Raw genomic sequence first — 14055 nt, 5'->3', positions numbered from 1 at the left:
AAGGAGCATTTGTGATGGAGCAAGGCTATTTATCATTACGTAATCTCGCCAAGCGATTCGGGAAGCACACAGCGCTTCAGGACATTCAACTGGACATTGCCAAGAATGAATTCATCTGTCTGCTCGGACCGAGCGGCTGCGGCAAAACAACGTTGCTGCGCATTCTCGCAGGACTGGAAAAAGCGGATCAAGGGAGCGTCACCATTGCCGGGAAAGACATTACCTCGTTGCCAGCAGGGAAACGGAATTTCGGCATGATGTTTCAATCGTATGCATTGTTTCCGAATTTGACGGTCAGTGAAAACATTGCTTACGGATTGCGTAATCGCTTCTCCAAGGCACAAATTGCTGATCGGGTAGAGGAAATGCTTCATCTGGTTGAGCTGGGAGAACACCGCAACAAAGTCCCGGCACAATTATCAGGAGGGCAGCAGCAGCGTGTCGCTCTGGCGAGGGCATTGGCGTTTTCACCGGACTGCTTGCTCTTGGACGAGCCATTATCTGCACTGGACGCCAAGGTTCGTGCCAAACTTAGGAACGAAATTCGTCGGCTCCATCATCAATTCGGGATGACGACGATTATGGTAACGCACGATCAGGAGGAAGCGTTGACGATGGCGGATCGCATCGTGGTTATGAACCAGTCGCACATCATTCAGGTTGGTACGCCAAAAGAAGTGTACGAGCGTCCCAAAACGCCATTTGTCGCTGATTTTATCGGAGCCATCAGCTTTATCCAGTCGGATAAGCACTCGGAACAGGCTATGCTCGCCATCCGTCCGGAGCATGTTCAGCTGCTACGTGACGGTCATGAAAAAGGCAGACAAGGAATCGTGCGCGAGCTGGAATATCGCGGGACGCATTATCGGATTGTGGCAGAGTTAATCGGTCCACAAGGTACTTTGCTGCAACAGTTTGTGACGATTGATGTCCCGGCACATGCTATGGTGTCTCATCATGTTTGGCCTGATCAAAAAATTGCCTTCACCCTGCCACCAGAGCACGTCATCCGTTTTGATGATACGGCAGACCTCGCTGTTGGATAAGGAGCGTACACGATATGGACACCTGGTTAAAACGAATGCGCCCAGATGCCAACGGATGGAGCCAAAACACGATTATCGTCTGCATGACCATCGTGCTGTTGTTCGCCATCCTGCTGCCGCTTGGTGAGTTGGTGATCAAAGCGGTCACCGATCAGGATGGGAGCTTCATCGGGCTCCAGAATTTCACGCATTACTTCTCAACACCGGCACTCGTTACGTCGCTGTGGAATTCCATCAAGGTATCGACAGTCACGACGATCATTGCCGTGATACTAGGCTTTGGGTTTGCTTATGCGCTGGAGAGAAGCGCGATCCGTGGCAAATGGTTTTATCGGTCTGTTGCGCTCTTGCCGCTTTTCGCGCCCTCAATGCTGCACGGCCTGGCACTGATCTACTTGTTCGGCAATCAAGGGCTGATTTCCACCGGGTTTTTCGGGCTGGTGCCTGAATTCCGCATCGAGCTATACGGGCCAATCGGGATCGTGATGGCGGAAGTACTCTATACGTTTCCGCAGGCGTTTCTGATGCTGTCGGTAGCACTCGCAAGCGCTGATTACCGGATGTATGAAGCAGCAGAGACGCTTGGGGCTTCCAAGTGGCGCATATTTTGGACGGTCACGGTACCAGGTACGAGATTTGCGCTCATCAGTGCCATTTTTGTCTGCTTCGTGTTGACCTTTACCGACTTCGGGGCTCCCAAAGTGGTCGGCGGGCAGTACAACGTGCTGGCGACAGATTTGTACAAACAGGTTATCGGACAACAAAACATGCAAATGGGTGCGGCCGTTGGGGTGCTGCTGCTGATACCAGCTGTCATTTCTTTTGTGATCGACCGCATCTCCCAGCGCAAACAGAGCGGTTGGTTGAGCGCGAAGTCTACCCCTTACCGAATTGAGCGCAACAAACTGCGGGATGGTTTGTTCTACGGGCTATGCTCCGCCGTTTCCGCTGTGATCATCGGAATCATCCTGGTTGCCATCTACGGCTCCCTCGTAAAAGTGTGGCCGTACAATCTGTCCATTTCCTTTGCGCACTACGAAGGCTTTTTGGATGGCGAAGGACCGTTTGTGACAAGCTTGCTTATCGCGTTTGCCACGGCATTGATTGGCACAGTCGCTACATTTTTGTTCGCGTATCTCATCGAGAAGTCACGTGGACATCGTCTGCTGCGTCAATCAGCGTATTTTCTGTCCATGCTGCCGCTTGCATTGCCAGGACTCGTGCTCGGTTTGATTTACGTGTTCTTTTTCAACAATCCGAATCAACCATTGCACGGCATTTACGGCACGATTTGGATCGTCATTTTGTGTAACATCGTTCACTTCTACTCGGTTTCTTTCCTGACGATGACGTCCGGTCTGAAGAAGCTGGATAGCGAGTTCGAGGCTGCATCAGAATCGATGAATGTGCCTTGGTATCGGACGTTGTTTAGGGTTACGGTTCCGCTGTCACTGCCGACGATTTTAGAGGTGTTCCTCTACTATTTCATCAACAGCATGGTGACCGTGTCGGCGATTATTTTCTTGTATGCACCAGACCTGAAGCCAGCTGCGGTTGCGATTGTGAATAAGGAGGACTCCGGTGATATCGCGCAAGCTGCTGCGATGTCTACGTTAATCATCGTGGCGAATTTGTTGGTTCGTACCGGGGTCATGTGGATCTCAGGCAAGATTCAGAAAAGAACGGATGCGCTGCTCGTCAGAACAAAAGAATAATCATCAATCCGAATCCAATTGAAATACAGGTGGGAGAAAGATGCCGGATTTAATTGTGAACAACAAGAGATATACGGTCAAAGCGATTTTGTTTGATAAGGATGGTACTTTGCTGGAGTTTGTTCGGCTCTGGGGGTACTGGAGCGAATCCGTCCATCGACACTTTGCCAGCCAGCTTCCTCATCCATCTGAGATCGCTCCTCTCGCAGAGCTGTGGGGGACTGTTCACGACGAAGAAGGGCACGTATGCGACTACAGCATCAATGGTCCGTTAGCGATGGGATCGACTGGTGATTTACTTGCGATCCTGGCATGGCAGGGATATCGCCAGGGACTATCGTGGGGCGAATCCATTCGACTCGCCCGAGAGAGCAAGGAACAAGCTTATCAGGATATGGATCAGGCTCGTCCTGCCTATCCCATTCCGGGGCTGATCCCGTTTCTCGAACAATGTCGCGACCACGGAATGTTTATGGGGATTGTAACCGCAGATGAAACAGAGGAAGCGATCAAGCATATGGAATGGATGGGCATTCGCTCTTATTTTCCAGTCATTATCGGGAATGATCAGGTAGAGCGTGGCAAGCCTTATCCGGACATGGTGGTAAAAGCTTGTACCCAATTGGGCTTGAAGCCTAGAGAAGTCGCTGTCATCGGCGATACGAGCGGCGACATACGCATGGGGAAAAGTGCAGGAGTCACCGTGACCATTGGCATTGTGAGCAAGGAAGACTCATCTGACCGGTTACCCATACTGGAGGAAGCAGAGGCGGTGATTTCCTCCTACGCGCAGCTGAAGGTGGAGGCATCGCGACATGAATGAGGGGATCGGGTGGGGATGGATTTTCCTCACATTCGCCATTCTGTTGGAGCTAGCAGGTACGACTTCGATGAAACTATCTGCGGGCTTTACCAAGCTGTGGCCATCCATTCTGATGTTTCTGTTGTACGGTGCCAGCTTTACTCTGCTTAATTTCGCACTCAGCTATATACAGGTCGGTGTCGCTTATGCGATCTGGTCTGGTGTCGGGATTGTTTTAATTACATTCGTCGGTATTTTCTTATTCAAAGAAATGATCAATCTTCAGCAAATGCTCTGGATGTCACTCATTGTGATTGGTGTCATTGGTCTGAAAGTCAGCAGCAAGGTCGTGTAAGAAATCATCAGTCGGACTCTATCAATCTGATCGAAATGAGGTGCGCGTTTATTATGAAAGTGATAAACAAAACGATGTCAGTGGTACTGGGTGTTACGGTTGCCTTCATGGGAATGACTCAACCTTTTATGATCCAAGGCGTTCAGGCAGCAGGAGCGCAAACCGTCACGATGGATAAGCAAACCTATTTACATGGTCAACCGATTACCTTGTCTTATACGGGAGCTTCCCTGAAGGATTGGATCGGACTGTATAAAGCAGATGCTATTCCACAGGGCAGCAATCCTTCGCTCACTTGGAAATACACGAGTGAAGCCGGTCAGCCAGACGGTGAGATGAGCTTTACGAAAACATTGCCAGCTGGTGAGTACGAGGCGCTGTACATGCAAAATGACGGCTACAATATTTTTCAGCGGGCTCCTTTTTCGATTATTACCTTGAATCCTCCTGCGGGCATTACTTTTGTCGATACGGATGAGGATGCCGACCAGATCGCAGGCGATGTAAAAATCAAAATCCCTGCTGATCCTGCGAATGTGACTCATTACAATCTGTACTGGGGAAATGACGTTGGAAAGCTTGCAGGAGAGCCGATCTTAGCAAAAGTTGAGCCGCCAACTGCGCCTGGTGAGTATGCGATCTATACAATCCCAGCTGATACGGTCATTCCGAAGGGCACGACGAAGCTCCTCGCCTACTCTGATTCAACTGCGGGTGAAACGACTGCGAGCGCAGAGTTTACGATCCCGGGGATGGTGAAAGAGAAGCCGTTGGTCAGCTTCGAAGTCATCACTGACATGCATGTGCAAAGCAGCAAGGATCACGTTCATAACAAAAACTTCGATGATGCATTGAAAGATATGATTGCTTTGAATCCGGACAGCGACGGTCTCATGACAGTCGGCGATAATACCGAGAACGGAACCGAAGCGCAATATATGGAGCTTGCCCGAATTTTTAATCTGTACAAGGACCAGCTCCCGGAAACGTATTTTGTCCAAGGAAACCACGATGTTCGCTGGGGTGACTGGACCCAGTTTTCGGAGTTGTTCCACAAGTACACCAACATGAAGTCCAACTACTACAATGTTTGGATTAAAGGCTACCAGTTCATTTTCCTCGGGACGGAAAAAGGGTTGAAGGATTACTCCTACTTGTCAGAAGAACAGCTGAAATGGCTGGACGAGAAGCTGGCTGAGTCTGGGGGCAAGCCGACGTTCATTTTCCATCACCAGCCGCTGAAGAATACGGTAGCCGGTGCCAATGATGGCCATCTGAAAAGCAATTACTGGTATGGTGTCAGACAGGATAAGGAATTGAAAACGATCCTGTCCAAGCATCCAGGGGCCTTCCTGTTCAGCGGACATACGCACTGGGAGCTGGGTGCGAAGGATACGATGTACAACGCCAAATACGCCACGATGTTTAACGCGGGCGCTACCTCCTATTTGTGGACAGATGCCAATACTGGAAAAGAAGGAAGCCAAGGCTTTTTCGTGGAAGTTTACGAAGATAAAGTGCTGGTAAAAGGCAGAGATTTTAAAAACGACACTTGGATCGCCAATGCGCAATTCGAAATCGATCTTTCCGAGAAAATACCAGTGGTAGACCCGGCTACCGATCCGGACTTGACCATCAGCAATCCTACCGTTCATATGGTCAAAGAAAAATATTTGCCAGCAGAATCCGTTGAGGTTGCGTATACCAGCTCTGTACTGGAAGACTGGATCGGAATTTTTCCTGTAGGAACGAAGCTTGGAAAAGATGTAAAACCAATCGCGATGCAAAAAACGAAAAGCGTCAAGCAGGCCGATGGAACGATGACGTTCAAGGGTTTGAATTTGGCTCCTGGCAAGTACGATGCCGTTTATGTCGGGGAAGCCGAGTATCGCACAAATAACGACAATCTGGAGCTTGGTCGCGTGACCTTTACGATTATCGATGAGACGCAGGCACAAGCACCACAGGCGGTATCCTTTACTGATACGGACACGAACAAGGGTGTAATTGGCGGGGATGTTACAATCACTCCTGCGGCAAATGAAACGAATATTGATGAGTATGTACTGTACTGGGGGAACGACGAAGGTAAGCTGTCCGAGCAGGATGCCATTGCTACTGTAGCCAAGACAGGCGATAAGGTCGTCTACACGATCCCGAATGGTACTGCGATTCCGAATGGTGCGACGAAGCTTCTCGCGTTCTCCAAGCAAAAGGACACAGAGTCAGAGGACTTTGCACAAGCGGCTCTGAAGGATTCGTTTACTGATGTACCGCCAGTCACACCACCGGTAGATCCGCCAGTACTCACACCAGATGAGGAGCTGCGCCAAGCCAATCGCGCTGCGGCTGAGATCATGAAGAACGCGACGGATGAAGATGTGGTAGAGAAGCAGGCGGAGCAAGCGATCAAACAATTGGCCAAGCTGATCAAGGACGACAAGCTCACCGACTCCACTCATCTCGCCCTGATTACAGATGCGACTGATACGGTATTAGCGACGATGGTTTCCAAATGGAAAGAGGATGTCGTTGATGAGGATCAAGTGTTAGAACAGACCTATTCCTTGTTGAAGGACGCCTTCCTGCCAGTTGTTGAAGAGATCGAGAAAAACGATCAGGAACAATGGGAGCAAGCAGTAAAAGTCACGGCTCATGTAGCAGAGACAACGATTGCCCAGCTGGATAAAGACGACCTCTCCGACAAATGGGTGAAAAAGCTGAAAGAACCGATCTCTGAGTTGTTGACCAGCGTCAGCACAATCGAAGCAGGGGATAGCGAGAATACAGAGAAGGTAGTCGCTCAGATCGAACGCTTTGCCCAAGCAGTAGAGGTTATCGAAACAGCGTTGGACAAGCAAGCATCACTGTTTGACTTGGAGAAAACTATCGAGATTCGCATGGATCGCATCGAAAATAAGGTGAGAGCAGCGAAAAAATCGAAGGAAGAAGAAAAATCCTCGATGACGTTGAACAGTGATATCGTACAAGCATTGGCACAAAAGCAAATCAATGTAGCCCTGTTGAACAAAGAAGACGCAGGTGTGCAGCTGTCCAGCGAGCTTCTCGAAGAGCATGACGGTGCGGATATCAACGTCGAGATCTCGAAGCCGGACGACATCAAAAAGCCTTCGAAGGCGGGCAATGCCAGCGATATGTACGAAGTTCGCCTGGAAGCAGACACCAAGGAATTGAAGCGCTTTGACACCGGGAATGTCCGCATGATTCTGCCGTACGAGAAAAAGGATAAATATTTGACGGCTCATCAATATGATGGAGCAGAGAAAGAATGGAACGTCCTCAAGACCTCCAAAGGAAAAACAGTAGATGTCATCAAAATGGATGACCGCGCAAGCTTCGAAATCGAAAAGCCGGGCATCTACATGGTAGCAAGTGCAGGTCTGCAAAGCGTGAAAGTTACGCCAAGCAAAGCAACATTGTTGCCAGGAGAGAGTCTCCAGCTTCAAGTAACAGGATCGTTCTCGAACCGCACCAAGCAGGATCTGACCGATGCAGAGAGTGGAACGGTCTATGAATCCGACAACGATAGCGTCACTGTTGATGAAAACGGCTTGATTGAGGTTTCCGGGGATGCGCGACCTGGCAAGAAATTTACAGTCAAGGTGACAAACGGAGAAGAATCGACCAAAGTGACCTTCTCGATTGCGGAAATCAAAAGTATTAATCTATCCACAAAAAAGAGTTCAGTAAAGCCTGGTGATACTGTTCAAATGGTGGTATGGGCTAACATGACAGACCGCAGTGGACGAGATATGACCAAGGAAAGCACAGGAACAACTTACCGTGTAGTGGAGGAGGAATATGCGGTGGTTAGCGAGGATGGTCTGGTAACTGTCCATGAGGATGCACCAGAAAAAACCACGCTGACGATTGTTGCCGAGAACGATGGTCATACGAGCGAGTACAAGTTAAAAGTGCGAAAATAGAGCGACTCATTTATGGAGGAAGAGCCTAACCAGCTGATGGTTGGGCTTTTTTCCTATCCAAAAATATTTTTATACCCTGTAAGAAAAAGACCGTTCATTTCATAGTAAAGGTAGAATGATTGCTGGACAGTAGAAGTGAACGTGAAGTCTGGTCATAGAGAAAGAAGGGAGCGACAGTTCATGGAGGAGGATCAAGAGTGGGTGAAGCAAGTCTTGGGAGGCGACCCGCATGCATATGCCCACCTTGTGAACAAGTACAAAAACAGGGTGTGCTCGTTACTCGTGCGGATGGGCAATTCCCCAGAGGATGCAGAAGACTTCGCCCAAGCGGCTTTCGTCAACGCGTATAAAAGCTTGCGGCAATACGATGCGAGCCGTCCATTTTCAGCTTGGTTAAACAAAATCGCGATCAATTGTTGTCTGCAAGTATGGCGGACGGCCCAGAAGCATCCGAGCGTCCCTTTCCAGGAGTCCAATACGGTCCATACCTGTGAAGAAGACCCGGAATCGTTTTACTTGGCGCGTGAAAAGCACAATGAACTAGTCACTGTCATGGGAGAGCTCGCTTCCCATTATCGGATCGTGCTTACCCTGCGTTATTTTGAAGAACTGAGCTATCAGGAGATTGCGGAGACGATGCAGATTCCGGTGACGACCGTGCAGGTTCACTTGTATCGTGCGAAAAAAAAGCTGCGTGAACTCATGGGGAAAAGGAGGGAGCTTCATGAAATGTGCTGATTGTGTCAGGCTGATCAATCAGGTCGACCAAGAGCTTTCACACGAAGAAGGAAAGCAGCTTCAGGACCATATCGCTGGATGTGAGCATTGTCAGGCCATGCTGCTTCAGGAAGTAGACGAAGTGGATGCCGACTTGCGTAAACCTTGGCCGATCGTGTCTGCCTCTGATCCTTTCACCCAAAAAGTCATGGCGGAAATTTTACAGGTAGAAGAGCAGCAACAAGGACCAATACGCCGAAAAATATGGCCAGGTAGTCGTCTGTGGCAAAGGGCAGGTATTACTACAGCCACTCTGCTGCTTGCCCTGACAGTGGGTGTCGTCTCCTCTCCTACGTTTGCGCACTATGTCACATCGATTTTTTCCGAGTCGTTTATTGCTGAAATGCAGCGCGGAGGCGAGCTGGGCTTTTCTCAAAAAGTGAATCAAAAGGTATCCGATCAAGGCATTACGATGCTGGTAGATGAGATTTTGGTCGATCCCTTAAAAATGTACGTGTCGATTCGGTTTTTCACAGAACAAAATCAAGAGCTGGAAGCTTCAATTGAGTTTGAAAACAAGGACAACCGGATTTTTCTGTCAGATCAAAACGGGAAATATATTGGAACCCAGGTGCAGCATTCATACGGATTCGAGACGCTGTATCTCCCAGAGAATATCCCGAACGATTTCATTCTCAACCTGAAAGTAAACAGAGTGGACTTGCACGATGAAGCGAATCCCACTTATGGAAGCTGGAATTTGAAGATCCCTGTCTCTTTGGATAAAAGCAAATCAGCAACGCAAACGATTCCGATACAGAAAACATACACCTCACCGCAAGGATTTATCTTGGAAGCTGACCGACTGGTGCTGACGCCGATCGAATCAAAGCTGATCCTCTCCTCCAAAATGAATGAGCAACAGCGTGCCCGTATGGAATCGAGAGTGCAAGCAGGAGTGAAGGTCTACAATTCGCTTTACCCGGACAAGATCACTGCCCAAGAGCTGTGGGATTTCTTCGGAACGAATGCGACAGTTATGTGGGAAATCGTCGATGAGACAGGCAAGGTAGTGATGGATACGAATGGGGCAGACGGAGAGTTTTACGGACCGATTGAACCGAACAAAAAGCTGACGTATCGTACCGTTTACATCGAGAAAGCAGAACCGTCCGATTTGCTCCTGACATTTACGCCTGCGGAGCTCAACAAACAGCCGCTACTCTTCACCAATGAGGGGAATACGTTTGTCTTGAAGTCGTTTCGCATCGCGCCCGATCCTGATCCAGCTCCCGGCACATCCGGGTACATCGGTATCATTGAGGCAGAGGTCACCTACCATGAAGACACCTACGAATACCGTGGAATCGATGCAATCGGATTGGGCGTCGTGAAAATGAAAAAAGAGGATCGCTCCAAGGACAGTAAGAGTCCCCATATTAGAACGATCACCATCCATGATTTCCCGAAAGGAAGGGAGAATCAACCGGTAACGATCACGGCCAGTCAGCTCGTAAAAAGGTATGAAAATGTGGATTGGAGCTTTGACATGGTGAGTCCAGCGCGCTAACGATTGTCCATCATAATTTAGCGTGCAGCAGATCATGCTACTACTGACAGGCTCATTCCCGATTATTTCCTTCCATGGTAAACTGTCATGTGAGTGTAAAGCTTCATCCATTCTTTCCTACCAGGTGGTACATACATGCGGTCTATATGGAAGATTTACAAAACGGACTGGATTAACATTTTCAAGGTTCCGACGGGGATTTTTCTGATCATCGCGATCATTCTTCTCCCTTGTTTATACGACTGGATCAACATCAAATCGGTCTGGGACCCTTACGCAAATACGCAAGGTGTCAAGGTGGCCGTGACGAGCGAGGATCAGGGAGCCACGGTTGGCGATCAAAAGGTCAACATCGGAGACGAGCTCATAAAAAGCTTGCAGAACAACCAGAAGCTCGGGTGGACCTTCGTGGACAAAGAAGAGGCCAGACGGGGCGTGGAGCGGGGCGATTATTATGCCAGCATCCTGATCCCGGCTGACTTTTCCACAAAAATCACTGGCATTGTCCATGGCAATCTGACTAAGCCCGAAGTGATCTATACGGTCAATGAAAAAGTGAATGCCGTCGCTCCGAAAATCACCTCGTCAGGCGTTTCTGCGATTGCCAAGCAGATCAACGAGAGCTTTACGGAAAGCGTCAGTGAAGCCTTACTGACAAAGCTTACAGAGATCGGCATGAAAATCGAAGAGCAATTGCCGACAATCCGCAAAATCGAGAGTGGCGTATTCCAACTGGAAAAAAGCCTGCCCGAAATTCGTGCGGCAGGGGAAAAAGTATTGGAGATTGAGCAGAAGCTTCCTGAGATTCACGACAAAGCACAGATCATTCTGGAAGTGGAGAAAAGAATCCCCGAGATCAATCAAGCTGGGCAGGCAGTGCTCAAAATCCAGCAAAATTGGCCGAAAATCAATGAGGCAGCGTCTGTCATTATCGCCATGGAAGACAAGCTGCCGGTAATTGAGCAAGCCGTCGGACGAGTTACCGAGCTGGATCAAAATTTTGATAAAGTCGCAAACGCAGTGACTACGGCCACAGAGAAAGCGAGTCAGGCTATTGAGATCGTTTCGGCTGCTCAACAAGCGTTACCGCGTATCGCTGATCTGACTGATAAGGGCGCGGCTGTTGCCGATCAACTACATGACTTTTTTACGAAGCATGATGGTGCCTTTGAAACGATTGCACCACTGATCAAGCAAAATCTTATGTTAGCCCAGCAAGCCACGGATGCGCTCACACAGCTCACAGACAGACTGTTGCAAATCAATCCGGATCGCTTGCCTACTGCGAGTGAAGTAAATGCCGTGAAAGACAGGTTATCCAGAGCCGCGAATGTTGTGGGGCATACCGCATCGCTTGTAGAGAAGGTAAACAGCTATATTCCCGGACAGCCATTGAGTCATTTCGCAGAGAGGCTGCGGACGATTGAACGAAGTATGAACCGACAAATCGAGATTCTCGGCATGATTGCAAGCGCGCTTGATAAAGGAAAGCAGCCTGCGAAAGACTTGGTCGAGAGTCTGAATCAACTCTCAAAAAACACCAGTGCGGAGTTGGGAGACATCCTGTCCCGTTACGATAGCGAAATCGTTCCGAAAATATCCGCGGGCATTGAAAGATTGAAGGCGATCGTAGGAGAATCCGCCGATCTACTGCATAAGGCCCAAGAAAAACTACCGGATATTGAAGCGATCCTTCAAGAGACAAAGACGGGCCTGGAGCTGGGTTTGGCAGAATTGAAGCGAATCGGGCAGGAGATGCCGCAAATACGAGCGCAAGTCCACGAGCTCGCGCAAACGCTGAAGAGCAAGTCGGATGCTTTTGCCAATGCGATTCGCATAGCAGCTCCTTTCCTGAAGAGTAATCTTCCTGCCATCGGGCAAAAGCTCGACGAGGCAGCGGCATTCATCCAGAACGATCTGCCCAAAGCAGAGGCGGATTTGACCAAGCTGGCTGATTTTGTGCGCTACAAGCTCCCGGAGGTGGAGGAGGGTGTCCACAGAGTTGCCGCATTGGTTCGCGACGATTTGCCCAAGCTGGAAAGCGTCATTGGACAGGCTGCCGACAAGCTGAGAGAGGTCGAGGCGAACAACAATTTCGCTGAGCTTGCCAAGCTATTGCGCGGGGACATTAAAAAAGAGAGCGAATTCCTCGCAAGTCCCGTGCAGGTCAAGGAAAACCGCTTATACCCGATTCCGAATTATGGTTCGGCTATGTCACCGTTTTACGGTGTGCTGTCTCTCTGGGTAGGCGCGACCTTGTTGATTTCCCTGCTGAAACCGAATGCGGATAATCCGGACGGAGTGTACAAGCCGTATCAGCTGTACCTGGGGCGCTTGGGGACGTTTGTGACAATCGGGCTGCTTCAGGCGTTGTTCGTCACCCTCGGCGATATTTACATCCTCGGGGCCTATGTAGCGGATAAAGCGCCGTTTGTGTTATTCGGTATGCTGGTTAGCCTTGTATTTGTCACGATTACGTACACACTGGTGTCCGTTTTCGGCAACGTGGGCAAAGGCATCGCGATCATCTTCATGGTGTTCCAATTTTCCAGCTCAGGCGGTACGTTCCCGATCAGCATGACCTCGCCCTTTTTCCAAGCGCTGAACCCATATATGCCCTTCACGTATGCGATCAGCCTGCTGCGTGAAGGGGTGGGCGGCATCCTCTGGGAAACGGCGATTCGGGATATTCTCGTATTATCCGGCTTTATCGGCATCAGCCTGTTTGTGGCGCTCGCGCTGAAGCGTCCGTTGAGCGGACTCATTGAGAAGTCGATGGAGAATGCGAAGAAGACCAAGATCATTGGGTAAAGGTTACATGATGGAATAGAGCAGGGTGTTCCCACGTAGGTATCACTACGCGAGGGGCACCCTTTTTTCAAGGACAAGTGATTATATGATTTGGTAAAATATAGGTGGTTTGTGAATCGTAAAGGGGAGTGAACCATGGGGAGATGGTTTGGATAGATTCTACTGACGGTTTTGATAGGCGGTGTGTGCTTTTTTATCATTACGCCAGAAATCACCTTGATATTGAGTATGTTCGTCATTATCGGAACCCTGTTTTATATTGTACACATTTTGAAAAATGAATTGCCCAGATTAGTCCAGGATCGGCTGGAAAGACGTTTCCGCAAGACAGACAAAAGCCTCGAAGAATTACAAAACCTGTACAAGCAGGAGACTGAATAGGGATGTTTGGGAAGAGGGACTTACTGCTGGTGTCCTCTCTACATGAGTAAAGGATGCCTTCTTTCATGGTGGCATTACCTTACGAAACGGAAAAAAACGCATGTTAAGAATTGATAGAACAACCTCGTATGAACATATTCATACCTTGATTTCACTAGCTTTCGTGTACTAGGAATGAACAAGTCTTGATGGACAATATCTGTTTTGTAAAATATTTACATCTGTTTGTGTCTTCTGTAAAATATAGGAAGTTTAGTGTTTCCTGTGTTAAGGAGGAGTAGATGTAATATGGGGGAAGGTAATACAGTTCAACGATCATTACGATCAGAGATTGAACATCATCTGAAAGAACGTGGTTACACACTGACTAGACTTAGCGAGATAACAGGTATTAATCAGGGAGTATTGAGTGACCTCTTAAATCGAATTCCACCACGGGCAATGACGATTGGTCACTTGGATGCATTCGCTCATGCGTTTGAGCAATCTCAAGGCTGGCTGTACGAATTGTACGAGGCAGAGTGTTTTGTGGAAGGAAGAGTGTCGCGATCCAGGGTTGTCCCATTCCTGATTCGATGCGCGGAAATTGGTCGGCGGGATTGTATTGATTCGATTGTCTCCAAGCTGCTGGACAGCCTGAACAGGGAAGGACCGAACATCTAGGAAGAACGAGAAGCTAGGCGTTCATTCTTGCTAATGAGGCAGACAATC

The 14055-nt window shown here is 49.0% G+C and carries 9 protein-coding genes; all 9 read left to right on the top strand.

Annotated elements, in window-relative coordinates; translation table 11 throughout:
• Window positions 1-14: 14 nt before the first annotated feature.
• The 9 genes from AB1L17_RS17980 to AB1L17_RS17940 all read left to right on the top strand — a co-directional run bounded on the left by AB1L17_RS17980 (window position 15) and on the right by AB1L17_RS17940 (window position 14007).
• The gene (locus AB1L17_RS17980; protein WP_412846322.1) at window positions 15-1046 is read left to right on the top strand and encodes an ABC transporter ATP-binding protein; all 1032 of its coding nucleotides are present in this window, start codon (window positions 15-17) and stop codon (window positions 1044-1046) included.
• A 14-nt stretch (window positions 1047-1060) separates the two neighbouring features.
• Window positions 1061-2761: a putative 2-aminoethylphosphonate ABC transporter permease subunit gene (locus AB1L17_RS17975; RefSeq protein WP_412846321.1), complete on the top strand. Its 1701-nt coding sequence runs from the start codon at window positions 1061-1063 to the stop codon at window positions 2759-2761.
• A 40-nt stretch (window positions 2762-2801) separates the two neighbouring features.
• Window positions 2802-3584, top strand: a complete 783-nt coding sequence (locus AB1L17_RS17970; protein WP_412846320.1) for an HAD family hydrolase — start codon at window positions 2802-2804, stop codon at window positions 3582-3584.
• Window positions 3577-3918, top strand: a complete 342-nt coding sequence (locus tag AB1L17_RS17965) for a DMT family transporter (RefSeq protein WP_412846319.1) — start codon at window positions 3577-3579, stop codon at window positions 3916-3918. The genes AB1L17_RS17970 and AB1L17_RS17965 overlap by 8 nt, the downstream gene beginning before the upstream one ends.
• Window positions 3919-3971: 53 nt before the next feature.
• Window positions 3972-7865: a metallophosphoesterase family protein gene (locus AB1L17_RS17960; protein ID WP_412846318.1), complete on the top strand. Its 3894-nt coding sequence runs from the start codon at window positions 3972-3974 to the stop codon at window positions 7863-7865.
• A 180-nt stretch (window positions 7866-8045) separates the two neighbouring features.
• Window positions 8046-8603: an RNA polymerase sigma factor gene (locus tag AB1L17_RS17955; RefSeq protein WP_412846317.1), complete on the top strand. Its 558-nt coding sequence runs from the start codon at window positions 8046-8048 to the stop codon at window positions 8601-8603.
• A complete protein-coding gene (locus AB1L17_RS17950) occupies window positions 8590-10152 on the top strand; it encodes a DUF4179 domain-containing protein (RefSeq protein ID WP_412846316.1) in 1563 nt (520 codons plus the stop codon). The genes AB1L17_RS17955 and AB1L17_RS17950 overlap by 14 nt, the downstream gene beginning before the upstream one ends.
• Window positions 10153-10287: 135 nt before the next feature.
• Window positions 10288-12963 (top strand): YhgE/Pip family protein, encoded by a 2676-nt coding sequence (locus AB1L17_RS17945; protein WP_412846315.1) that lies wholly within the window; start codon window positions 10288-10290, stop codon window positions 12961-12963.
• A 669-nt stretch (window positions 12964-13632) separates the two neighbouring features.
• Window positions 13633-14007, top strand: a complete 375-nt coding sequence (locus AB1L17_RS17940) for a helix-turn-helix domain-containing protein (protein ID WP_412846314.1) — start codon at window positions 13633-13635, stop codon at window positions 14005-14007.
• Window positions 14008-14055: the final 48 nt, after the last annotated feature.

The organism is Brevibacillus jepli, from assembly GCF_047229145.1.
Classification (GTDB): Bacteria; Bacillota; Bacilli; order Brevibacillales; family Brevibacillaceae; genus Brevibacillus.
The sequence above is the reverse complement of the archived record's forward strand: the minus strand, read 5'-3'. Positions and strand labels throughout refer to the sequence as shown.

Coding starts and splice junctions, on each gene's coding strand:
- AB1L17_RS17980 (WP_412846322.1), top strand. CDS start 15: ATGGAGCAAGGCTATTTATCATTACGTAATCTCGCCAAGCGATTCGGG.
- AB1L17_RS17965 (WP_412846319.1), top strand. CDS start 3,577: ATGAATGAGGGGATCGGGTGGGGATGGATTTTCCTCACATTCGCCATT.
- AB1L17_RS17955 (WP_412846317.1), top strand. CDS start 8,046: ATGGAGGAGGATCAAGAGTGGGTGAAGCAAGTCTTGGGAGGCGACCCG.
- AB1L17_RS17945 (WP_412846315.1), top strand. CDS start 10,288: ATGCGGTCTATATGGAAGATTTACAAAACGGACTGGATTAACATTTTC.
- AB1L17_RS17970 (WP_412846320.1), top strand. CDS start 2,802: ATGCCGGATTTAATTGTGAACAACAAGAGATATACGGTCAAAGCGATT.
- AB1L17_RS17940 (WP_412846314.1), top strand. CDS start 13,633: ATGGGGGAAGGTAATACAGTTCAACGATCATTACGATCAGAGATTGAA.
- AB1L17_RS17960 (WP_412846318.1), top strand. CDS start 3,972: ATGAAAGTGATAAACAAAACGATGTCAGTGGTACTGGGTGTTACGGTT.
- AB1L17_RS17975 (WP_412846321.1), top strand. CDS start 1,061: ATGGACACCTGGTTAAAACGAATGCGCCCAGATGCCAACGGATGGAGC.
- AB1L17_RS17950 (WP_412846316.1), top strand. CDS start 8,590: ATGAAATGTGCTGATTGTGTCAGGCTGATCAATCAGGTCGACCAAGAG.